This is a genomic window from Phaeobacter sp. JH20_02, from assembly GCF_048056915.1.
Taxonomy (GTDB): domain Bacteria; phylum Pseudomonadota; class Alphaproteobacteria; order Rhodobacterales; family Rhodobacteraceae; genus Phaeobacter; species Phaeobacter bryozoorum.
On sequence record NZ_JAYMVP010000001.1, the window covers coordinates 180,718 to 204,292 of the forward strand.

At 62.3% G+C, this 23,575-nt stretch carries 17 protein-coding genes; 11 read left to right on the top strand and 6 right to left on the bottom strand.

What is annotated here, in order from left to right; genetic code table 11:
* Positions 1 to 389: 389 nt before the first annotated feature.
* Positions 390 to 1,688 (top strand): family 16 glycosylhydrolase, encoded by a 1,299-nt coding sequence (locus VWY34_RS00875; RefSeq protein WP_416544880.1) that lies wholly within the window; start codon positions 390 to 392, stop codon positions 1,686 to 1,688.
* Between the two features lie 21 nt (positions 1,689 to 1,709).
* Here the strand turns inward: VWY34_RS00875 and VWY34_RS00880 are convergent, their stop codons facing one another.
* Positions 1,710 to 2,609, bottom strand: a complete 900-nt coding sequence (locus tag VWY34_RS00880) for a sulfotransferase domain-containing protein (protein WP_416541789.1) — start codon at positions 2,607 to 2,609, stop codon at positions 1,710 to 1,712.
* Between the two features lie 177 nt (positions 2,610 to 2,786).
* Here VWY34_RS00880 and VWY34_RS00885 point away from each other — a divergent pair, with 177 nt between their 5' ends.
* Genes VWY34_RS00885 through VWY34_RS00895 form a run of 3 tightly spaced genes read left to right on the top strand, consistent with a single transcriptional unit; the run spans position 2,787 to position 6,622 of the window.
* On the top strand, positions 2,787 to 4,052 hold the full coding sequence (locus VWY34_RS00885; RefSeq protein ID WP_416544881.1) for a glycosyltransferase family 2 protein: 1,266 nt from the start codon (positions 2,787 to 2,789) through the stop codon (positions 4,050 to 4,052).
* Entirely contained in the window at positions 4,045 to 5,358 is a 1,314-nt protein-coding gene (locus VWY34_RS00890; RefSeq protein ID WP_416544882.1) for a glycosyltransferase family 2 protein, read from the top strand. The genes VWY34_RS00885 and VWY34_RS00890 overlap by 8 nt, the downstream gene beginning before the upstream one ends.
* Positions 5,342 to 6,622, top strand: coding sequence for an O-antigen ligase family protein (locus VWY34_RS00895; RefSeq protein WP_416548963.1), 1,281 nt, complete (start codon positions 5,342 to 5,344; stop codon positions 6,620 to 6,622). The genes VWY34_RS00890 and VWY34_RS00895 overlap by 17 nt, the downstream gene beginning before the upstream one ends.
* Before the next feature lie 15 nt (positions 6,623 to 6,637).
* Here the strand turns inward: VWY34_RS00895 and VWY34_RS00900 are convergent, their stop codons facing one another.
* A complete protein-coding gene (locus VWY34_RS00900; protein WP_416544884.1) occupies positions 6,638 to 7,420 on the bottom strand; it encodes a hypothetical protein in 783 nt (260 codons plus the stop codon).
* Positions 7,421 to 7,428: 8 nt separating this feature from the next.
* The gene (locus VWY34_RS00905) at positions 7,429 to 9,507 is read right to left on the bottom strand and encodes a GumC family protein (protein ID WP_416544885.1); all 2,079 of its coding nucleotides are present in this window, start codon (positions 9,505 to 9,507) and stop codon (positions 7,429 to 7,431) included.
* Positions 9,508 to 9,688: 181 nt separating this feature from the next.
* On the opposite strand from VWY34_RS00905, the gene VWY34_RS00910 reads away from it, so the two are divergent.
* The 3 genes from VWY34_RS00910 to VWY34_RS00920 are packed head-to-tail and all read left to right on the top strand — an operon-like array spanning position 9,689 to position 12,885.
* Entirely contained in the window at positions 9,689 to 10,759 is a 1,071-nt protein-coding gene (locus VWY34_RS00910; RefSeq protein ID WP_416544886.1) for a glycosyltransferase family 2 protein, read from the top strand.
* Entirely contained in the window at positions 10,756 to 11,706 is a 951-nt protein-coding gene (locus VWY34_RS00915) for a glycosyltransferase family 2 protein (RefSeq protein ID WP_416544887.1), read from the top strand. The genes VWY34_RS00910 and VWY34_RS00915 overlap by 4 nt, the downstream gene beginning before the upstream one ends.
* A gap of 3 nt (positions 11,707 to 11,709) precedes the next feature.
* Entirely contained in the window at positions 11,710 to 12,885 is a 1,176-nt protein-coding gene (locus VWY34_RS00920) for a glycosyltransferase family 1 protein (protein WP_416544888.1), read from the top strand.
* On the opposite strand, the gene VWY34_RS00925 is transcribed toward VWY34_RS00920, so the two are convergent.
* Entirely contained in the window at positions 12,832 to 13,878 is a 1,047-nt protein-coding gene (locus VWY34_RS00925) for a glycosyltransferase (RefSeq protein WP_416544889.1), read from the bottom strand. The genes VWY34_RS00920 and VWY34_RS00925 overlap by 54 nt on opposite strands.
* 211 nt (positions 13,879 to 14,089) lie before the next feature.
* Between VWY34_RS00925 and VWY34_RS00930 the strand changes: the two genes are divergently transcribed.
* Positions 14,090 to 15,250 (top strand): ABC transporter substrate-binding protein, encoded by a 1,161-nt coding sequence (locus VWY34_RS00930; RefSeq protein ID WP_416544890.1) that lies wholly within the window; start codon positions 14,090 to 14,092, stop codon positions 15,248 to 15,250.
* Between the two features lie 100 nt (positions 15,251 to 15,350).
* Positions 15,351 to 18,056: a methyl-accepting chemotaxis protein gene (locus VWY34_RS00935; protein ID WP_416544891.1), complete on the top strand. Its 2,706-nt coding sequence runs from the start codon at positions 15,351 to 15,353 to the stop codon at positions 18,054 to 18,056.
* Positions 18,057 to 18,263: 207 nt separating this feature from the next.
* Here VWY34_RS00935 and VWY34_RS00940 read toward each other — a convergent pair whose 3' ends face one another.
* Together VWY34_RS00940 and VWY34_RS00945 are read right to left on the bottom strand one after the other, a co-directional pair.
* Positions 18,264 to 19,562 (bottom strand): MFS transporter, encoded by a 1,299-nt coding sequence (locus VWY34_RS00940; RefSeq protein ID WP_416544892.1) that lies wholly within the window; start codon positions 19,560 to 19,562, stop codon positions 18,264 to 18,266.
* Positions 19,563 to 19,685: 123 nt separating this feature from the next.
* The gene (locus VWY34_RS00945) at positions 19,686 to 20,591 is read right to left on the bottom strand and encodes a LysR substrate-binding domain-containing protein (protein ID WP_416541802.1); all 906 of its coding nucleotides are present in this window, start codon (positions 20,589 to 20,591) and stop codon (positions 19,686 to 19,688) included.
* A 139-nt stretch (positions 20,592 to 20,730) separates the two neighbouring features.
* Here VWY34_RS00945 and VWY34_RS00950 point away from each other — a divergent pair, with 139 nt between their 5' ends.
* Positions 20,731 to 22,341 (top strand): GMC family oxidoreductase, encoded by a 1,611-nt coding sequence (locus VWY34_RS00950; RefSeq protein ID WP_416544893.1) that lies wholly within the window; start codon positions 20,731 to 20,733, stop codon positions 22,339 to 22,341.
* A complete protein-coding gene (locus tag VWY34_RS00955) occupies positions 22,338 to 23,507 on the top strand; it encodes a mandelate racemase/muconate lactonizing enzyme family protein (protein ID WP_416537928.1) in 1,170 nt (389 codons plus the stop codon). The genes VWY34_RS00950 and VWY34_RS00955 overlap by 4 nt, the downstream gene beginning before the upstream one ends.
* Positions 23,508 to 23,575: the final 68 nt, after the last annotated feature.

The following is a 23,575-nucleotide window of genomic DNA, read 5'->3' on the forward strand; positions in this document are numbered from 1 at the left end:
GTCCCTGCGGGGACGGCCTTTTTTTGAGCCAGGCTTCAGATGGGTGGATTGTCATTGATCATGCTCGCCGCGCTGCTGAAGGGAGCAGAGCATTATCATTGTCCCTGCGGGGACACCCGCCACGCCGCAAGTGCTGGTGAGATGACGCTCGTTGGCGCATCGGGGGATGTGCTGTCCGGTGACTTCTTGGCTGTCGCTCCGGTGGCTCTTGCGTGCTGCGCAATTCGACTAAAAAGCAACCCTCTAAAACTGGTCTTGAGTTTGCGTTAAACTGTCTGAATGGGGCATTAATGGGCGATAATTAAGGCACAATCCTGCCATCGTTCGCCCCGACAACCAAACCAAAGGCATGGCCGTTTTCCGCGGCACCAAGGTTTGGAGTGATCGACATGGCATCAACAGACAGCGCGCAGGCAGAAAAGACACCGGCGCTGGACCTGCGGGTCCCCGGCGAGATGCGTGACAGCGACGACTGGCTGGTGTCGACATGGAATGCCGGTCAATCGCGCGACACCACGTGGTCAAAGGATAATGTCCAGATCAACAGTGACGGCGCGGTTGAGCTGCATCTGACGTCGGATAATGGCGTTGGAGAGCGGCTTTTCACCGGTGGTGAAATCCAGTCCGAAGCGGCCCATGAGACCGGCATCTGGAGTTGGACTGCACAGGCGCCGCAGATGCAGGATGGCACGGTCTTTGGGATGTTCCTCTATCAGGAGGACTATCGGAACGATCGCTGGTTGGAGTTCGATTTTGAATTCGTTGGCGCCAATACCCGTCAGGTTCAATTGAGCATCCATATAGAGGCGGAGGATGGCAGCCGCGTGCGACTGGCCGATGGCCCCGCGGGGCCGCTGGTCGTTGATCTTGGGTTCGATGCCGCCGAGGGGATGCATACCTATGAAATCGAATTGACCGGCACCAGCGCGATTTTCCGCGTAGATGGAGAGGTGCGCGCCGATCTCAGCGGGGCTGATATGCCGGGTGGGCTTTGGTACTCCGGGGCGGTGAAGAGCTTTGCTGACCTTTGGGCGGTGTCCGACAATCAAACGGCTTGGGCCGGAATACCTGACCCGGATGCGCCGCCGCTGGTCGCGGTGATTGCGGATGTGTCCCTGCCGGGACAGGAAGATCCCGGCGAGCCGGAGTTCGACAGCGAACAGCGTGGCACGGAGCAGGCAGAGGATCTGTTCGGCGGCGCTGGTGCAGATCTGATCCACGGTGGCGATGGTGCGGATCAGCTGGTGGGCAATCGTGGTTCGGATCACCTCTATGGTGACAAGGGGCGGGACATTCTGCGCGGCAAGGACGGAGATGATTTCCTGTTTGGTGGTCGCGGCCGGGATCGTCTGGCGGGCGGCGGCGGTGACGATCAGCTTGACGGTGGGATCGGTCGTGATCAGCTGCGTGGCGGGGGCGGCGCGGATGTTTTTATCTTCCGCCAGGGCGGGACGCCGGACCGGGTCAATGATTTCTCCCTGTCCCAAGGGGACGTTCTGGATCTGACGCGGTTCAATCTGGATGGTGCGGATCAGCTGCGCTGGCTTGATGGTGGGCGTGGTCGTGGTACGCGCGATCTGTTGCAGGCCGAGGGCGAAGATGGCTGGGTGAATGTTGCGGTGATCGATGACCGGGCGGATGCGCTGACACTGGATCTGCTGATAGCTCAGGATGCGATCCTGTTCTAGACATGTGTGTACAGTAGTGGCCTACCGTGTGACCGCAGCCCAGCTCTCCCAGGGCAGGCTGTCACGGCCCAGCAGGGCGGGAAGTTGGCGCAGATCCTCCGCGAAACAGCTGCGCAGGTCTGCGATATCGCTGTCGCGAAGGGGCGGCACCACATCACGCATGTTCTGGCTGTTGGCACGCAGCACTGCGGAAACCGGCCCGGTGGATTTTAGCCGGGCCAGGCTATCCTCCAGCCCGGCTTTGCGCAGTTGATCACCACCTGCACGAAGCAGGCTGCGAAGAGCAGGGAGCCGGGCGCGGTCGCTTTCGTTTCGTCGCTCATGCAGCACCGGAGAGCTGTGGCTATCGTCGAGCCCGGCAAAACGATAGACCGTCTGGGCAGCCGCGACCGGATCGGCGCTGATTTCCTCTGCCAGCAGTACCAGCACGCGATCATGGCCGAGGGTGTCGAGCCAGCGCCCCAGATGGCGGCTGTAGAGCCCCTGTTCCAGATAGGCCGGATTGTTCGCCAGCCCGTCGTGAAAGGGCAGGGGAGGAATATGGCCCTTGATCACCTCATGCAGGTGGTTGGAATAGGCGCGGGTGACCGGATCGCGCAGCAGGCAGATCACCTTGATGTTCGGATCAAAGGCATTCAGCCGGTCGGGGCAGCGCGGGTCATAGAAATATGAGGGCGATGCCTCAAATCTCACCGTCTTGTCCGCGCCATGGCTGAAATGGCTGCGATACCATTGATAGCCGCGATCGAAATAGGCACTGAAGAAATCCAGTTCCTTGGGATCCGATACGGCGGCATCAGGATGGGCACCGAGGGCCGCGTGAATGAAGGTGGAGGCGCATTTCTGTGCGCCAATACCCACCAGCGTTGGACCAGCCTGTGCCGCGCTGTTACCGGATGGCGCAAGGGGGGGCGTGGTCATGGCGGGTCTTTCCTGTCGGCGTGGCGATTGCGGCGGTACTGAGCGCCAGTCTTAGCACCTCGGATCGGCTGTGCCACGGGAAATGACCCCGTGCATTCCGTCAAACGCCGCTGCCCGGCATCTGGCCTCACCCTGCGGGGACATGCTAGATATGCCGGCAGAAGAGTGGGCAGCATCATGCAGGAACCGGCAGGGCAGGGGCGGATGATTTCGATCATCATGGCCAATCATCAGGGCGCGCCATATTTGCCGGACGCGCTGCGGTCGGTGGCGTCGCAGACCCATGCCGACTGGGAGTTGATCGTGGCCGACGACGGGTCCAGTGACGGATCGGTGGATATCCTGCGAGAGGTTGCACGCCAGGACCCCCGCGTGCGGGTGCTGCTGCATGAAACACCCAGCGGTCCTGCTGCCGCCCGCAATCGGGCGCTGGCGGCGGCCCGTGGCGATTGGCTGGCAATCTGCGATTCCGATGACATAATGCACCCGGACCGGTTGCGGCGCCTGCTGGCCGCGGCAGAGGCGCTGGATGCGGATGCGGTTGCGGATGACATGGTGCATTTCGCGACGGAGCCGCTGGCTGGTCCGCGCAGCGTTCTTGGCAGTGATGCGCCGGAGGTGCCGCGACAGATCGGGCCTGCGGATATGCTGCGGGTGCCGGAACCGGGCACGTCTGGTGCGCAGCTGGGCTATCTGAAGCCCCTGATCCGCCGTCAGGCGCTGGCGGCCTTGCGTTATGATGAGGCGCTGACGATCGGCGAGGATCAGGATTTCTATCTGCGATTGCTGTTGCAAGGAACGCGTATGTGGCTGCTGCCGGAGGCGCTTTATCTTTACCGCCGACATCCGCATTCCCTGTCACATCGATCGACCCGACGGCAGATTCTTGCGGCGCTTGCTGCGATGGAGGCGTTGCCGGGTCAATTGAGTGCATCACAACATATTGAATTAAAACATATTATAGAAGAGAGGCGGCAAGTGCTACAAGACCGTCTGGCCTTTGAGACGCTGGCAGAGACGCTGAAACAGCGGCGGTTTGGGGCGGCGCTGCGCCAGATCCTGCGGCATCCTGCGCTGGGGGTTCGACTGGTGCAGATCGCCTGGGCGAAGATGCGCAGTATTGGCAGGGGGCAGGGCGGCGGCCAAGCTGGACAGGCCGGTGAGGCTGCGGCGGAGCGGGTCCATCTGATCGGCCCTGCCGATGGGCTGCCGCCGCAGGGAGAGGGTCAACATGTCGTTGTCCCGGACCCCGGCGCCGATGGTGGCCATAGCAGTCTATGGGCGGATCTGTGTTATCGGGCCTCGCGCCGTGTGCTGACTGTGACCTATGGCGACGAGGCCGGGCTATCGGCGGCCTGGCGGATCCCGGCCGCCGCGCATATCAAAGCGCGCGGGGCTGTGGTCTCTGATCTGATGCCGCCGCAGGGCTGCCGGGATGGCTGAGCCGCGCCCGCAGATCTCGGTGATTATGGCCACCCGCAATGCCGCCGCTCATCTGCCGCTGGCGATCCGGGCGGTACTGGCACAGACCATGGCGGATCTGGAGCTGATCATCATTGATGACGCCTCCGACGATGACAGCTGGGCGGTGATCCGTGCGGCTGCGGCCAAGGATCCGCGCATACGGGCGCAACGGCGGCCGCACTGCGGCGGTCCGGCTCGGGCACGTAATGATGCGCTCGGCCTTGCACGCGGGGACTGGGTGGCGATTTGCGACAGTGACGACAGCCAGCATCCCCGGCGATTGGAGTTGATGCAGGCAGCGGCGCGGGATCTGGGGGCCGATGTGGTCGCTGATGACCTGATCCTGTTTTCAGAGCGACCGATGGTGCGGGGAGAAACCATTCTGGGTGGTCATGCACCGCAACACGCCCGTGCGCTGACGTTGAAGGATCTGGTCCTGAGCGGGGTTGACCCTCAGGGCATCAGTCACATCGGATACCTTAAGCCATTGATCAGAAATCAACTTCTTCGCGATCTGCGTTACGACCCCGCGCTGCGGATCGGCGAGGATCATGACCTTTATCTGCGTCTTCTGCTGGCGGGTGCGACGATGTGGGTGCTGCCGATGGCAGCCTATCTCTATCGTCGGCACCCGGCGTCGGTTTCGTATCGCAACGTGCCCGAGGATCTGGCCGCACAGATCCATGCGCTGGATGGTCTGGTTGCGCAGGATAGGCGCGAGGAGCTGACACTCCACGCGGGCATTCGTCGGCAGGCACTTCTGCGGCGTCAGGCACAGCTGGAACTGGCGCGGGAGGTTCGCAGCGGTCGGCTGGGCCGCGCCGCCTGGCACGCCGCGATGTGCCGCGATCATTGGCCATGGGTGTTATCCGTCCTGCGCAACCGGCTGGAGCTGAAGCTGGTGGCCGGGATCTCGCGCCTGTGGTGTCGTCCGCAGCGCTGGCGACTGGGCCGTGACGGCAGGGCAGGGGGGATGAGCCTGCCGACAGACAGCGCAGGCGAACTGGACCTCAGCGCCGCGGCGGCGCCGATCTGGGCGCGCCTGTGCTGCGCCGCCTCGCGCAGGCGCATTGATGCGGAGGTGAGTGATGCCCTGGGCAGGTCTGCCCTGTGGATGGTGCCGGCGGTTCGACCCCCAGGGGAGCAGAGCTGCGGTGTTGCCGCAGAGACGCGGGCGGGCGTCGCGGCTGGGCGCGCGGCTGGATTGGCGGAGGGGGAGCAGGTAGCGAGGGATAATGGCGGGCGTTTGAGGCGGCATATGGGACGACATGACACTCACGGTTGAACCACCGCAAGACATCGGGCAGCCGAAGGTGTCTGTGCTGCGGCGCGGAGCTGGTCGCTGGTGGTTGACCCGTGGCCATCTGCGCATGGGTTATCTGATCCTAGCGGCCATGTCGGGCACCGGGGTGGTCTATCGGCTTGGGTTCCAGTCGCCCGGCTGGATGGCGCTCTATGTGCTGACGATCCTGTGGTATCTGCGGGACTGGCGGCAGAGCGCTGCCATTCTCTGGCAGGCGTGGCCGGTGCTGATGCCCTGCGTGATTGCAATGGCCTCCACCCTGTGGAGCATCAACCCGCCGGTCACCGCCTATCGTAGTTTCCAGCTGACGATGACAACGCTGATTGCCGTGCGTATCGCCTCTGCCATTCCGGCGCATCATACGATGATTGTTGTCAGCCTGACCTCGGCGGTCGGCGTGGCGCTGTCTTGTCTGAATTCCGTCGTGACCTTCCTTGCTCCGGCCTTTCATCCAAACGGGGCGCTGAAGGGCATCTATATGCACAAGAACTCCCTCGCCAAGGCGACGGTGAATGCAGCGCATGGGCTGGTGACGCTGGGGTTCTACTGGCGGCTTTCGATCCTGGGTATTCTGGCGGCGGCGCTGATGATCCCGGTGCTGGGCATGGCCCAATCGGCGGGGGCCTATGTGACCTTTGCCATTCTGGCGATCTATGTGCCGGTACTGTGGATCCGTCGCTGGGGCGGGACAGCGCGGCGGGTGGCGCTGCTGTTTTCGCTGATGGTGCTGTTCCTGGTGCCGCTCGCGATCTATATCTCAGGCATTGACGCTTTGGGGCTGCTGCTGGAGCGGCTGGGCAAGGACAGCACCCTGACCGGGCGCACGGTGATCTGGGCCTTTGGTCTGGAGGAAATCGCCAAAGCGCCGATTGGCGGCGTTGGGTTTGGGGCGTATTGGTCGGTGCCATCTTACGCACGGCTTTATATTGAGGCCTATGTCGACGAGGGACTCTATTGGTTTCATAACAGCTATATCGAACTGATGGTGGGCAATGGGCTCCTTGGGGCGGTGACGTTCTTTGGCCTGCTGATCGCCGTCGTGCTGCGCTGTTTTCGCTGGTATTTGCAGGATGGTAGCGTGACCTCGGGGTATTATCTCTTCTATGTGCTGATCAATCTGGTCGCGGCGCTGTCGGATAACGTGATCTACAACGAGCATTCGATCCGGCACATGCTGATCGCGATGGCGTGGATCTATGCCGGCCGAGCGCTGGGGCGCTGGCGGGATGTGCCACCCCGGATCTGACTGTGCTTTTGGGGTCTAGCCTGCGTTCTGGTTCTCATCCGGCGCCGGATCGAGCGGTAGCCCCATTGCGGCCTCCAGTGCGGGGTCAAGCTGGCTGAGGATCCAGGTGCGGTCGTCCGGCGTGATCAGGTGGCCGGGGGTCTTGGGTTTTACGTCACGGTCGGACCATGACCAGCCATAGTGTCCCTGCGGGACCTGCAAGCGCCTGTTCGGGGGCACCGGGCTTTCGCCTGCGATGCGCGCAATGATGTCTTCGGGGCGCCGACTGATGGCAGCATGGGTGGTGTAGATCACCCGTGCACCGCGCCGGGGCAGGGACAGCAGCGCCTCTGCCTTGGCGCGACGCAACGCCAGCAGATTGGCAAAGGGCGCGCCGGTGATCGGATGCAGATCCTGGTTCAGCGGTTGACCTTTGCAGGGGCTGGTCTTTGGTAGGTCAAACCACGCCGGCACGTCGATCTCGCTGCGCCATTCGGCGCGGATAAACTGCGAAAACGGCAGATCACGCAGCGCTGGCAGGCTGTGCCAGGGCTTGCCATACATGCTTTCGAGCCATTGGAACGGATCGCGAAAGATCACGATATAGAGCACATCCGCCGGCAGCGCGATGAGGTTCGGGAAGGCATGTTTCCACATGTCATAGCGCGGGCGTGCAGCGGCGAAGTTCTGCTGGATCAGCTGGTCGAGAAAATTGGTCCCGGAACAGCGCTCACCCAGCACCTGATAATTCAGCACAGGTCGGCCGAGGCAGCGGCGACCTGCTATCCTGGCCTTGCGCAAAAGGGGGGACAGCTGCATCGGCTCTCTCAGCTGTGGTAATAGCGGTCGCGCGACCGTCTGGTTGCCCCGTAGAGCGGCTGAGCGGTGCCTTTGACCTTGGTCAGCACAATGCCGTCGGGACTGCGCCCGCCCTGTTCCAGCTGTCGTAGGGCATTGGTAAAGACCGATTGCCGGGTGGTGTTCCATTGCGCCAGCAGGATCAGAAGGTCCGCGTGCAGGCCGATGATCCGCGCATCGGGCACAACGGAGATGGGCGGGGTGTCAAAAATGATGATGTCCCAGTGATTGCGCGCCACCGACACAAGCTCGGTCAGCCCGCCCTGGCTGAGCAGATCCGCGGCACTGCCGGTTACGGTGCCGGCAGGCAGGATATCCGCCTGCCCCAGCGCACCGGGAAGCACCGCCGCTGCCAGATCACATTGCCCGGTGAGGACATCAAAGAGCCCCGGCTTGCTGTTGCCACTGGCCAGCGGGTCAGACAGGGAATGGCGGCGCAGGTCGCCGTCGATCAGCAGGACCGATTTACCGATCTGCGCCATATTATGTGCCATGGCCGCCGACAGCGTCGACTTGCCATCGCCGCTTTCGGCGGAGGTAAAGACAACCACCTGCGGCGGGACATCTCCCCGCGCCATCAGCAGCGTGGTGCGCAGATTGCGAACAGCCTCGCCATCGCGGGTCTGCGGGCCAAGCGCGCCGGCCTGTTCGGGCCGGATTTTCTGCGAAAACTGGTCCAGCACCGCAATCACAGGCACGGACGTCAGGCCTGCGATCTGCGCTGGGGAATGCAGGCGCGCCCGGGAGAGCTGCAAAACGACAACGAGAACAGTGCCGAGAAACCCGCCAAGGAAGACCGACAGGATAAGGATCCGGCCCTTGTTGGGCAGGGCAGGCTGGTCCGGGGGGAAGGCGCGCGAGATCACCCGGCTGTCGGCGCGTTGCAGGCCGATCTGCATGGAGGTTTCACGCAGCCGGTTCTGGAAGTTTTCAAACAGCAGACGGCTGGCTTCGGCGTCGCGTTCGGCCTGCACAACTTCGGTCAGCGCATCGCTCTGGGTGGCGATGGTGATCTCCAGATCGGCCATCGAGCGGCGGATTGCCTGTTCCTTGGCTTCGGCTTCGCGCAGATCACGAGCGACTTGCGCCAGAACCGCGCGCCAGCCAGCCAGCGGATCATCAGCGCGCGCCAGAAGCGCGCTATAGCCGTAGCGGCGGGCGGCGGCGCGCTGCTCCTCGGCTGTTTGCAGGCTGCTCAGTTCGGATTGTTTGGCCCGTTGCGCGGCGACATCCTCGGCCCGCTCGGTCAGCGCGCTGCGCAGGGAAATCAGGCGGTTCTCCAGCCCGATCAACTGTGCGGGGCTGGTCACATCGGCCTGCGCCCGGATGTCGGCAACCCGCCGTTCGTTTGCTTCCAGCTGGCCGCGCAGCTCGGTCACCCGGTCCGCCAGCCAGCCGGTGGCCTGTTCGGTGACGTTCAGCTTCACCGCCACCTGATTTTCGACATAGGTGTCGGCGAAGGCATTGGCGATATCAGCCGCCTTGAAGGGGTTCTCGCTCAGCACCCAGATCGAGAAAATATAGGTGTCCGGGATGTTCACCACCCGCATGTTGGCGAGCAGCGTCTGGATCACCTTTTCGCGGACAAAGGCCGGATCTGGCGGAATGGTCGTGTCATAGACGGGCATCCCAAGGAGTCCCTTGATCAGATCTTTCAGCGTCTGGACGGGATTGAGGCCGGGATCGCGCAGCATCATGTTGAATTCCGGGTCGGAAACAAGATTCAGCCGGTCGACGACCTGACCCGCCAGTTCCCGACCGCCAAGGATGTGAACCTCGGTTCGGATCACCTCATCCGTGGCGGAAAGGCTGCTGACCACGCTTTCGATATCGACCACTTTTTCGTCGCGGGTGTCCAGCACCAGCTGTACCTCGGCACCGTAGAGCGGAGTGGCGGCGAGATAGGCTCGCCAGATGCCCAGAAACAGACCGAGCAGAACACAGGCAGCGATGACCCAGCGGCCGCGCCAGATGATTGCAAAAATGGCGCCGAGATCGAGCACCTCCTGGCCGTCATCCGCGGCAAAGGACGTCTTAGGCGTGGACACGTTGGTTGACCCCATCGTTATTGGTTTGCCCACGGCCCGCCCTGCGCTGCGCGACGCCGCAGGGGTGGCAAGTAGGTGGCAGTGCCAAGTTCATCAGACTGCGCGCAAAAATCAATCTGTCGCAACATAATCGGATCCTTTAGACAGGTCCATAACACGGAATGGAACAAAGACCATGGGCATGAGCGGTCAGAGAGGCAGGGAGGGCGCCAGCGCTGCACTCAGGGGCATTGATGTGCGGGTGCTGGTGGTGATCCCGACCCTGAATGAAGCGGCTGCGATCCGTCCCTGTCTCGAAAGCCTGCTGCGCGACCCGCTGCTGCGCGATCCAGATCGGTCTGCGCTTGTGGTGGCGGATGGGGGCAGCGATGATGACACGGTGGCCATCGTCGAGAGCTTGGCCGAGACAGCGCCGATCAAGATACATGTGCTGCATAATCCGGACCGGATTCAGTCCGCAGGCATCAATCGGGCGGTTGCTGAATTTGGCGGCGGCTTTGATGTGCTGCTGCGCTGTGATGCCCATGCGATCTATCCGGCGGATTATGCAACCGCACTGTGCGCGGCGCTGCGGGAGGACGATGATCGTGCGGCGGTCGTGGTGGCGATGCAGTCCGAAGGACGCAGTGAATTCGGCAAGGCGGCGGCCTGGGTCGTGGATACGCCCTTCGGATCGGGTGGTGCGGCACATCGGGGAGGTCGGACCTCGGGCTATGTGGATCACGGGCATCACGCGCTGATGGATCTGCACTGGTTCCGCCGGGTTGGCGGTTATGATGCGAGTTTCAGCCACAATGAGGATGCTGAGCTGGATTGGCGGTTGCTGGCGGCCGGAGGGCGTATCTGGCTGGCCGGTGATGTGCGGCTTGGCTATGTGATGCGCAGCACGCCTGCCGCGCTATGGCGGCAATATCAGAACTATGGCGCAGGCCGTGCGGCAACATTGATCAAACACCGAATGCGGCCACGGCTGCGGCAGATGGTGCCGGTTGCCAATCTCCTCCTATGTGGACTGGCACTGGTCGCGGCACCCTTCTGGCCCTTGGCTCTGATCTGGCCGCTGGTTTACCTGACTGTGGTGATTGTGGTAACGGGCATCGCCTGTCTGCGGCTGGGGGGGGGCGGGATCTGGTCCGGGGTGGCTCTGGTGCTGATGCACATGGGCTGGGCGCTTGGTCTGGTGCGGGCGATGGCGCGGCATTCTGTTCAATCGGCCCTGGCGGGTGCGGCGGGGCGCAGGGTGAAGCGATGAGCGAACGGATTTCGATATTACTCTGCACCTATCGGCGCCGCAGCGTGGTGGACACATTGGAGAGCCTGGCAGCTTTGCGCGCACCGCAGGGCTATACGATAGATATCATCGTTGCGGACAATGATACCTCGCCGTCGGCGGATCACTGGGTGCGCGGCTGCGCGACCTCCTGGCCGGTCAGCTATGTCCACGCGCCGTCACGCAATATCTCTCTGGCCCGCAACGCCTGTCTGGCCATGGCGCGCAAGCGGCGGTCGGATTGGGTTGCCTTTGTCGATGATGATGAGGTGGTTCCGCCCGACTGGATCGAACAGCTGATACGCCGCGCCATGGAGACCGGCGCGGATGTGATTTCAGGGCCGGCCATCGCACGTTACCCGCAGCAGGCGCCGCAATGGATGGTTGATCAGGACTGGCACAGCAACTGGCCGGAACTTCGCGCCGGCAATGGCGGTGGGGTGCAGTTACAGACCGCCCATAGCTGCAATGCGCTGATGCGGTTTGCCGGTCGCCCCTGGGAGGGGCTGGAGTTTGATCTCTCTCGCGGCACGAGCGGCGGCGAGGATACCGCCTATTTCTTTGCGCTCTCACATCTGGGCGCGCAGTTTGCGATCTCGGCCGATGCGGCCGTCTTTGAGGTGGTTGCGTCGGATCGGTTGCATCTGGGCTGGTTGGCAAAACGGCGGTTCCGCATGGGGCAGAGCTATGCGGCCAGCGCATCGGGGCTGCTGGCACGGACAAAACTGGCTGGGGCGGCGCTCGCCAAGGTTGCCTATTGTGTCGTTGCGACCCTGCCTGTCCTGCCTGTCGAGCCGCGCCGGAATTTCTGGCTGTTGCGGGGGCTGCTGCACCTGGGCGTGCTGGCGGGATGTTTTGCCCTGCCACAGCCGCAGATCTACGGCGGAGCAAAGGATCAAGAGCCGTCGCCGCAGCGGATCCGTGGCTGACATATGGCGCAGTTGCTCTGTTTTGCCTCCGATCTGACTGACGTGGCCCAGCTGAGACGGCTGGAGTCTTTTCAGGCGCTTGGGCATGAGGTGATCTCGGTGTCCTCGCGCAAGGGGCCGTTGCCGCAGGTGAGCTGGCAGAACATTGATCTGGGCGAGATTGGTCAACACGGGCTGTTGCGCCGGGGGCGTCTGGCGCTCTCCACTGCGTTGCGTGACCCGCGGCTGCGGCCATTGGTGCAGCAGGCCGATCTGCTGGTGGCGCGCAATCTCGATATGCTGGCGCTGGCCGCCGCGCTGCGGCGGCGGGGCGGCAGCGCGGCGCCGCTTGCCTATGAGGTGCTGGATATCCATTCGCTGTTCGAGGGCAGCGGCCTGAAACCCCGGATCGCCCGCTGGGTCGAGCGGCGGCTGATCGCGGCGGCGGAGGTGCTGTGGCTGTCCTCGCCCGGTTTCCACGAAGGGTATTTCGTGCCGGTACAGGGTTTTGTTGGGCCCTGGCAACTGGTGGAGAACAAGATGGTCGTGCCGGACCGCATGTCACGACCCGTCGCGGGAGGTTTTCATGGCGCGGCATTCGGGCCGTTGCGGCTGGGTTGGATCGGCGCCATACGCTGCCGACCGAGCTTTGAGCTGCTGCTGAGCGTGGCGTGGCAAATGGGGCCGACGATCGAGGTGCATATTCACGGCAAGATCCACGACCATGTCTTGCCTGATTTTCATGACCGGATCGCGGGACACGGCAATGTCACCTTTCACGGGGCCTACGCCTACCCGGAGGGTCTGGCTGCCTGCTACCGCGGCTGCGATGTGGTCTGGGCGCAGGATTTGTGGCAGGCGGGTGATGCCCGCGCCGGTGGCAATTCGGATCTGCTGCTGCCGAACCGCATTTATGAGGCCGGCTGGCACGGCTGTCCGGTGATCGCCGTGGCGACGACGCAGACCGGCCGCAAGATTGAGGAGACAGGGCAGGGCTGGACCCTGCGCCGTGCTGATGCCGCCGAGCTGGTCGGGCTGTTGCAGCAGCTGACGCCGGACCGGATCGCCGCCTGTCGCAATCGGATCGCGGCGCTGCCCGAGACGATGTTCCGTCAGACCGCCGATGATGTGACGGCGTTGCTGGCTTCAGCCGGGATCGGCGTTCCGGGCCAAAGGCGCGAGACCGGGCCGAAGAGATGAGGCCGCGTCAAAGAGCGGCTCGTAGAGTGACATAAAACGCTCACCGCCGCGCTGGAGAGACAGGTTCTCCAATACGTAATCGCGGGGGCGATAGTTTGGCAGCGCCGTCCAGAAGCGATCAAACTGTTCTTCCATATTGTCGATCTGGAACCGCATCCCGCAGCGGTCATCGAAATAGGGCACCGAACTGGGGGTGACGTCACCCTGTGCCAGGATCCGCTGTGAGGGGTCGACCAGCACCCCCTCATCCCAAGCAAAGACTGGCAGGTTCGCCGACATGGCTTCCTGATAGGCGAGCCCTTGGGTTTCGTGTTCGGTGCAGAAAAGCACCGCACGACTGCGGCTCACCAGATCGCGGTACTGCGCGGGCGTATGATGCCCGTAGTCCAGTTCGCGCCAGCTGAGCCCGCGCGCGGTCAGCATGTCACGCAGGGGCTGGAGCAGATCGCATTCGCGGGCGGTTTCGCGATGCCAGCGGACCTTGTTGTAGAAGAGCAGATCAATGCTTTTGCTGTGACCCGACATATCAGGCCAGGCATCAGTGTCGATGCCCACGAACATCGGTGCGAATTGTGCGCGTGTCTCTGCTGGATTGAGCTGGATCGGCCAGGCTGACGGGTAGGTCACGACTTTCAGGTTCACCTGTTCGCGAAGCGTTGCAAGGTCGCTGCTGTCCGGCACGCGCCCGGGACCGTAAATGGCAGGGTTGCTCAGTCCAAAACGGGCCAGCGGCGGCAGATATCCACTCAGGCCGATCGGGTGATCCGGATGTCCGCGGGCAAAGTCGAAGTCATTTATCACCACATCGTGACCGAGACGCCGAAGGCTTTTGGCAAGATTCGTGAAGGCGACGTAGAAGCCGGTTCGCGGTTGTGCGCCTTTCATCAGGCGATAGCCATAGCGCAGGCGCTCACGCAGCTGCGACAGGATTTGGCCGTGTGGGACATCGTAGGCTTTCAGATCATAGCCATCAAAGAACAAAGGGATTTTCACGATGGCAGGTCCTGGGCGCTGACCGGAAATAAGGTGCTGTCACCCTAACAGTCGTGCGGGAAGAGGTCGATGGTCTGGGCGCTTTGGTCTGTGGTTTCGACCGATTGTTAAAATGCTTTGCATATTTTGCGCAGGGTTATTTTCGCCCGGAGGGCCTTTGTTAACGGGTTCAGGGCAAGCTGCGCCGGTGTTTTGAAAGGTGGAGTATACGATGTCGCTAAGAAAACTAACAACCGCAGCGGTACTGGCCATGGCCCTGCCGACGCTTGGACTGGCTCAGCAGGGCGTGTCAGAGACTGAAGTTCGATTTGCACAGGTCGCCGCACTTGAGGGTCCGGCTTCGGCGCTGGGGCAGGGGATGCAGCTTGGCCTGCAAGCCGCGTTTGCCGAGGCGAATGCTGCGGGTGGTGTTCACGGACGCAGCATCGTTCTGGACAGCATGGATGACAGCTATGAACCTGACCGATCGGCCACGCTGGTCAAACAGGTGATTGCTGATGATCAGCATATTGGCCTGATCGGCGCTGTTGGCACCCCGACCGCATCGGCAACGCAGCCGATCGCGACCGAGGCTGGCATGCCGTTTATCGGCCCCTTCACCGGTGCTGGTTTCCTGCGCGATGCAAGCCACGGGAACATCTTCAACGTCCGTGCCACATATGCGGCGGAAACCGAAGCCTGGATTGCCCATCTGGTGGATGAGCTGAACATGAGTTCCATCGCGCTGCTCTATCAGGATGATGGTTTTGGTCGCGTAGGCCTGGCTGGTGTTACCGCGGCACTGGAAAAACGCGGCATGACCCTCGCCGCCGAGGGCACGTATACCCGCAATACCACCGCTGTGAAGAAGGCGCTTCTGACCATCCGCAAGGCCGAACCGGATGCGGTTGTGATGGTTGGCGCCTATAAGCCGGTTGCCGAATTCATCAAACTGGCGCGCAAGCTGAAGTTCAATCCGACCTTCGTGAATATTTCCTTTGTGGGGTCCGACGCGCTGGCGAAGGAACTGGGCGAGGCCGGTGAAGGTGTGATTATCAGCCAGGTTGTGCCGTTCCCATGGGACACTTCGCTGCCAGTCGTGGCGCAGTACCAATCCGCACTGAAGGCGGTGGATGCCGCAGCCGAGCCGGGTTTCGTGACACTTGAAGGGTATCTGACAGGTCGTCTGGCCATCCACGCTCTGGAAGAGGCAGGTGCCGAGCTGACCCGTGAAAGCTATCTCGCGGCCTTCGCCGGGCTGAGTGAGGTGGATCTGGGCGGAGTCACCATGCGCTTTGGTCCGGATGACAACCAGGGCATGGATGACGTCTTCCTGACCCATATCGCCAAGGATGGCAGCTTCCAGCCTGTCGTGGCAGGCGGCGAATCCTGAAAAAGCGCCAGATTGAGGCATGTCTGATGCCTCAATCACCCGGCCTCTGCCGGATTTCTGTGCAAAACCGAGTGGTTTTAATGGACTCATGGGGCGAATAATGACGAAGCAGACACGTAAACGCGCGACACGGCGGTGGAATCCGTTGTCCAGTATTCGCGCCAAGATGTTTCTTATCCTACTGGCGATGGCCGGTACTTCGGGGGCCATCGGCTATGCGGTGACGCGGGCGTTTGAACAGGTGGCCGGAGATGTGCATGTCCTGTCCGGGGAAAAGCTTCCTGAACTGGAACTGAGCGGTCAGATGACCGCTGCTGCGGCCCGAACCAAGGACGCGATGGTTGCGGTGATGCTGGCTGATACGCTGAATGCGCTCGACTTTGCCAAGAGCGATGTGACAACGGCGGTTCGCGCGCTTGATAGCGCGGTGGAACAGCTGCCCGAAGTGCTCCGTGATGAATTCAAACCAGATCTGGTTATGGTCGAGGAGGCGCTGGATGCCTCCATTGACGCCCGTACCATTGCTTTCAAGAATGCTGCGGCAGTGATCGCGATGACGGCCGAGCTGCAGGAAATGAGCAGCGCCATGCAGGTCACGCTCGCCGAGATGGCAAAGGAGGCCTATTCGAACCTCACCAAAGGCGGTGAGCAGACGATGTCTGCAGTCGATGCGACTTTGACCGATCTGGTCGAGGTGAAATTTGCCACCCTGCAGTCGCTGTTGCAGGCGCGTGCGGAAATCAACCTGATTTCCGGTATCGCCCTTGCCATCGGCGATACCAAGGACCGTGCCATGCAGTCGATCCTGACCGATCTGGCCAAGGCATCGGATGGCCGTCTGAACGAGGTGATCAACACGCTGGAGGTCGAGGCGCCTGGTGTCGTACCGATCTTTGCCATCCGTGATGCTGCTGCGGTGCTGCAGAAGGCGGTTTCGCGCGCGGGTGCTCAGTCCAGTGCCCTGCGTCAGGAAGTGCTGAGTGCGCGCCTGTCCAGCGATACCGAACTGGCCACTGCCGTCGATGACATGGTGTTTGAGGTGACATTGGCGGCTGACGATGCCAGCACCGACAGCAAGAAGGCAATTCAGGGTCTGCTTGCGAATGAGGTCGGTTTTCTCAACACATTGCTTGAGATCAATACCTGGATCAGCAATTTCCAGGTCGCAGCATTGGATGTCGTGACCGCGCAGGGTCTGGTGCAGACCCGCGCTGCTGCCGAACCGATGGAGCGAGCCGCTGCCGCTCTTGCAGACTACAAGACTTTTGACGAGGGACGGCTGGCCGCGCAGCTCGACGAGATCATCACGCTGGCGGCACCCGATCAGGGGCTGGCGGTTTTCCGAATTGCCTCGCTCACGGCGGATGCGGATGCGACCAAAGCGGCCAATGCAACCGCCAATGCGGTGCTTCAGATCGCGAGCCGTGCCTCGCTTCTTGGCTCCGGCAGCCGGGGTGAAATTGCCTATATGGCCACCGACATTGCAGCGACCGTAGACGAGGCTCGCGCCAATATCGAACGGATGCTGATGGTGGCGGGCGGGCTCCTGATGGTGGCGCTGCTGCTGACCCATTTCCTGGTCCAACGACCGCTCAACGCGATCAGCCGGACCACCGAGCGGCTCGCCGATGGTGATCTGAGCCCGATCAAGGGATTTGAGCGCACCAGCGACGAGATCTACCGCATTGCACAGGCATTGACGGTGTTCCGTGACGGGTTGGTGGAGAAAGAGGAACTGTCCAAGGCCACCGAGGAGGAGCGCGCGATCCATCAGGCGCAGCAGACCGCTGCCGTCACGGCGATCGGTCAGGGTTTGGCCCGGCTTGCACAGGGCGACCTTTCGGCGCGGATCAACGAAGAACTGACCGAGGGCTACGCCCAGTTGCAGGCGGATTTCAATCAGACGGTTGAGACCTTGAGCAGAACCGTGATGGATATGGTGGATGTTGCCTCTTCCATTCGCAATGGCGCCGATGAGATCAGCCAGGCCTCCGATGATCTGTCGCGGCGGACCGAAAGCCAGGCGGCGACGCTGGAGGAGACTGCCGCTGCCCTGGATGAGCTGACAGCCAGTGTGAAATCCGCAGCTGAGGGCGCGCGGTCGGTTGAGACCACCACCCAGGCCGCAAAGAGCGAAGCGATCGAGAATGGCAGCGTTGTCAGCAGCGCGGTCTCTGCGATGACGGAAATCGAGGAGAGCTCCAAACATATCGCGCAGATCATCAGCGTGATTGATGACATTGCGTTCCAGACCAATCTTCTGGCTTTGAACGCCGGTGTCGAAGCGGCGCGCGCTGGCGAAGCGGGTCGTGGGTTTGCGGTTGTTGCCTCCGAAGTGCGTGGCCTGTCGCAGCGCACATCCGAGGCGGCGCGGGAAATCAAGACATTGATCAGCGAGAGCTCGAAGAAGGTCGACTACGGCGTCGAACTCGTCGGCAAGGCTGGCACTGCGCTGAGCGGCATCGTGGCACAGGTCGGGCAGATCTCGCAGCAGGTCTCCGATATCGCCGATGGCGCGACGGCTCAGTCCACCGGGCTGCATGAGATCAATATCGGCATGTCGCAGCTGGATCAGGTGACCCAGCAGAATGCGGCGATGGTGGAGCAATCCACCGCCGCCAGCCATATGCTGCGCGGGGATGCGACTAAGCTGGCGGAGCTGGTGGCGATTTTCACCGTAGCAGGAGACGGGTCCGAGACCCCGGAGGCGGTGGTCGATGCCGCTGAGCAACACACGTCCGGTGACGGCTGGGAGGAGCAGGACATGTGGGCTGAAGAGCCGGAAGATTGGCAGAACACCGGCTAAGCCTATCCTGATTTAGGTGTCGATTCATCTGTGACCGCAGCCGCCTTTGCGCCGCTGCGGTCGCGGTTTTTGGGGGGACGTTTCTCGGAGCCGCTAAAGACCCGTGTCAGGATCGCGAAGAGAGCGCCGTCGCATCCGGCCTGTATACTGGCAGCGCGCGCTACAGGGCGTAGAGATCGGATCCGCAAAGCCAATAAGACTCATCGCCTAGCGGCGCGGATGTAGATCATCACCAATCGCGGCATGTCGGTGCTGTCGCCCATGGCCATGCTTGGCCAGATGCGGGTGATCGTCGGGCAGTTCAGGGTGATCATGTGCCACCATATCGGCATTTCCGCGCCATAGCTTCGCGGCGAGCAAGAGACCGACGGCGGCAATCAGCCCGAGCACCAGAAAGGTCGTATTGAAACCGGCGCGGGCGCCGATCTGCCCTGCCAGCGGATAGGTCACCAGCCAGCAAGCATGGCTGAGGGCAAACTGTGCGGCGAAGAGCGCCGGGCGATCTTCTGCATTAGCCGAGCGTCGCAGCAACCGCCCCGTTGGCGTCAGGGCCAGGCTGAAGCCAAAGCCAAGTATCATCCAAAGAACAACCAGAAGCAGGAAGCTATTGGCCAATGGGCCGAGAAAGAGCCCGAAGGTGAGGATGGCGCCGCCTGCCAGCATCGGCGGACGGTCCGGCATATGGTCCAGCATCCGTGGCAGCAGCAGCGCGGCCAGCATCGACCCGCCGCCAAAGGCCGCAAGGGCAATGGCCACCTCGGGTTCCTGCAGGCCGAAGCTGCCTTTCACCAACACAACCGTGTTGACGATGACCATCGAGGAGGCCGCCGCAACGACAAGGTTCAGTGCCAGCAGGCCCCGCAGTCGCGGCGTCGCAAGATAGAGCCGTATGCCACGCGTCGTGCGGGCCCAGATCGTGCGCGGTTTGCCAGGCTGGGGTGATGGGACCGGCACGGATAGCACCAATAGGGCAGAGGTCAGAAAACCGATGACCGTACCTGCAAACAACATCGGGAAACTGACCACAGTCAGCAGCGCAGCTGCAAGTGCTGGCGACAGCAGGCTTTCCAAATCATAGGCAAGCCGCGACAGCGAGAGCGCGCGCGTATATTCTGCCTCATCCGGCAGCACATCGGGAATGGTCGCCTGAAACGTCGGCGTGAAGCCCGCAGAGGCGGCCTGCATCAGGAAAATGAGGCAATAGATCTGCCAGATCTCGGTGACAAAGGGCAGCGCGAGCGCCGCACCAGCGCGGATCAGGTCGAGCGAGACCAGCATGGTGCGCCGGGGCAGCCTATCGGCCAGGGCGGCCGCGACTGGAGCGAGGCCGACATAGGCCACCATCTTGATCGCGAGGGCCGTGCCGAGAACAACGCCGGCGTCCTCCCCTGCGATCTGCCATGCCAGCAGGCCAAGCGCGACCGTCGCCAGCCCGGTGCCAAGCAGCGCAATGACCTGTGCGGCCAGCAGGTGACGATAGGTCCGATTTGCAAGAACAGTGAGCATTCCGACCTATTCATATATGTTGACTGGAGTTACCGCGCGGCGCAGCCGCCAGATCTCTCGTGATCAGGGCGCGGGATTGCCTGGTTTGGCTGGCCTGTCGGCGTGGTCTGTTTCCCGCTGACCCTAGCCCGCCGCAGGCGGTGTGGCAATCGCGGCGGCGACACGTTCGGCAGTTAGATGCGCCTGGGTTTGCAGCCAGTCGACAAGCGTGCTCACCTCAGGCCGATGGCTGTTTCGATCCGAGGGCAGCACCAGATGATGGCCATGCTGGGTCGACAGGGCAATATCGCTGGCGCGGCGCAATGTGCCGCGCTCAAGATACGGCTGGGCAAAGACATCAGCAACCAGAGCAACGCCCAGACCACGGTTGGCCAGTTCAAGTGCAATCAGCGATTGGTCGACCTTGTAGGCTGGTTCGGGGACTGTAACGCCGGGGGCGTGCAGCGCAAAGAAATGGCGCCAGGTGTCGACAACGCCGGTCATTTCGATCAGTGGCAGTCTGTCCAATTCGGGGCAGGGGGAAGTGCCTAGCAGGCTGGGTGTCGCCACTGCAATGACCGTGTTCTGGAGCAGCGGCAAGACGGGGCCATCGCGCCAGCTGCCATCGCCATAGCGAATGTCGACATCTATCGACTCGCCCTGCGACAGCTCACTCCATGATGACGACAACACCCGAAGCCGACTGGCGGGATATTGTTTTCTGTAGTCGCCCAGCAATGGCATCAGCCACAGGAGGTTCAGAGACGTGAGACAGCGCAGGGTCACCTCCTGCTCGGTCCCTTTGCCAAAGAGATTGCAGGTGGTCGCGTCAATATCGGCAAAAGCCTTGGCCACCACGGGCAGATAGGCATGTCCCAGCCGTGTGAGGCTGAGCAGCTTGTGGTCGCGGCGGAACAGCTTGTGGCCAAGCTGCGCCTCAAGCCCGCGAACCTGATAGCTGACCGCAGAAGGTGTGAGGCCCAGCTCCTCCGCCGCCAGGGTGAAGCTGCCGTGCCGCGCACTGGCATCAAAGGCACGGAGCCAATTCATCGGAGGAAGATCGCTGTACATAGGCGCAGAATACCCATGCTGCGAATTTTTTTAAGGTAGCGACGAACTATTTTTCGTTTCCGCTTTGCGATCAGCTTTGTCACGATCTGACGATAAAGACTTTGCGAACGGTCAGGCAGTGACGCGATTTGACTACATTATTATTGGCGCAGGGTCTGCGGGATGTGTGCTGGCGGAACGGCTGAGCCGCTGCGGCCGCCATAAGGTGCTTGTCCTTGAGGCTGGCGGGCGTGGGCGGTCCCCCTGGATTGCGCTGCCTCTGGGCTACGGCAAGACGTTTTTTGATCCTGCGGTGAACTGGAAATATGAAAGCGAACCCGAGGCGACGCTCGCGGGGCGGCGCGGATACTGGCCGCGTGGCAAGGGGGTTGGTGGTTCGGGCGCAATCAATGCTCTGGTCTATGCCCGCGGGGTGCCGCAGGATTTTGACGATTGGGAGGCCGCGGGCGCGACGGGCTGGAACTGGGAGACCGTGCATCAGTCCTTTGAGGCGATGGAAACCCAAGTGGCGCCCGATGGGCGGCGGCAGGGAAGCGGTGCGCTGCATGTGCAGGATGTATCGGACCAGATACACCCGGCGAACCGGCATTTCTTTGCCGCGGCGGCTGAACTGGACCTGCCGAGTACCGGCAATATCAACGATCCCGGTGGCGAAGGCGCGGCGGTCTATCGGATCAACACAAGCGCTGGTCGCCGGATGCATTCGGCGCGGGCATTTCTGGCACCCGCGCTAAAGCGGATGAATGTGACCTTGATGACCGGTGCGCTTGTGGAACGGATCATTTTTGACGGTCGTCGTGCCGTTTCGGTACAGCTGCGGCGGCGCGGCAGATTGATGACTATATCGGCCGGGCGTGAGATCATTCTGTCCGCCGGGGCTGTTGCCTCGCCCTGTCTGCTGCAGCAATCGGGGATCGGTCCTGCGGATCTGCTGAGCAGGCACGGGATCGAGGTGGTTCAGGAGCAGGCCCATGTTGGTGGCAATTTGCAGGACCATCTGGGGATCAACTATTATTTTCGCGCCACAGAGCCGACCCTTAACAATGTGTTGTCGCCCTTGAGCGGAAAGCTCCACGCCGCCCTGCAGTATGCGATACGCCGCAGGGGCCCGCTGGCGCTGTCGGTGAACCAATGCGGCGGGTTTTTCCGCAGCGCGCCGCATCTGGGCCGCCCTGACCAGCAGCTCTATTTCAATCCGGTGACCTATACCACTACGCCTGACGGCAAGCGTGAGGTGATCCAGCCGGATCCGTTTGCCGGGTTCATTATCGGCTTTCAACCCGCCCGTCCGACCAGCAGGGGCCGGATCGACATTCGCAGCGCCGACCCAACTGCCCCTCCGCTGATTCAGCCCGGCTCTCTCGCGACTGAGGAAGACCGCGCGCAGGTTATCGCAGGGGGGCTGCTCTGCCAGAGGTTGACAGGCACATCGGCATTGACCCGGCTGATCGAGGCTCCAATGGGGCCTGATCTGCGGCAGATGACAGATGCCGACATCCTGTCGGATTTCCGCGAACGCTGTGGCACGGTGTTTCATCCGGTCGGGACCTGCCGTATGGGGGCGGATGCAAGCACCGCCGTTCTCTGCCCCAAGCTGAAGCTGCACGGGTTTGACGGGCTGCGGGTCGTGGATGCCTCGGTCTTTCCCAATATCACCTCGGGCAATACCAATGCTCCGACTATGATGCTGGCCCATCGGGCGGCTGATCTTATTCTGGAGGCCGGATGAATACGCCCTATTCAGCCTCGGGTGCGGTGCCGCTGCAGGATGATCGCGGACAACAGGACATCGGGCCGCGCATTTGCCGGATCGAGACATTCTGCACGCCCTTGGTGGGGTTTGTCCGGGTTACCTCGGAGGATGGCCAGCAGGGTTGGGGGCAGGTTTCGACCTATAACAGCGATCTGACCTGCGAGATCCTTCATCGGCAGGTGGCGCCCTGGGCCTTGGGCCGGGGTATGGATGCACTTGAGGCGGTGATCACCGAGATCCCGCTGCGCGAGCATAAATATCCGGGAACCTATCTGCGGCGTGCGATGGCGGGCTTTGATACGGCGGTGTGGGATTGGCGCGGCCGGGTGGCCGAAAAACCAGTGGCGGTGTTGCTGGGCGGCTCGCCGGGTCCGGTCCGGGCCTATGCCTCTTCGATGCGGCGCGATATCACACCACTGGACGAGGCGGACCGGCTCAAAACCCTGCGTGACAGCCACGGGTTTGACGCATTCAAGGTGCGGGTCGGCGCCGAATGCGGCGAAGACCGGGATGAATGGCCGGGGCGGACGGAGACGATCATTCCGACGATCCGGGCAGCATTGGGAGATCAGGTCTCCCTGCTGGTTGATGGCAATTCCGGGTTTTCCCCGAAACGCGCCATTGAGGTAGGCCAGCACCTGCAGGACCATGGGTATGAGCATTTCGAGGAACCCTGCCCCTATTGGATGCTGGAGCAGACGGCGGAGGTGACCCGCACGCTGGATCTGGATGTGGCGGGCGGTGAGCAGGATTGGGATTTGCAGGTCTGGCGTCGTATGATCGAGATGCGCGCGGTTGATATCATCCAGCCGGATATTCTGTATCTGGGCGGGATGACGCGAAGTATGCAGGTTGCGCAGCTGGGTGCGGCGGCGGGGCTGCCCTGCACGCCGCATTGCGCGAACCTGTCTCTGGTCACCCTTTTCACGATGCATATGCTCCGCGCCGTCGATCTGCCCGGGCGCTATCTGGAATTCTCTATCGAGGGCGATGACTATTATCCCTGGCAGCGGGATCTGTTTGTCACTGATCCATTCCGCATCGACAACGGTCAGGCGACGGTCACTGATCAGCCCGGCTGGGGCATCGAGATCAACCCGGAGTGGCTGTCAAAGTCGACATATAACTGTAGCGAGATTTAGATGTGCCCTGTGCGCTTCTGACGGCCGGTTGGTTCGGCGTCAGGGCGCTACCGAGCTGGCGCGCGAGT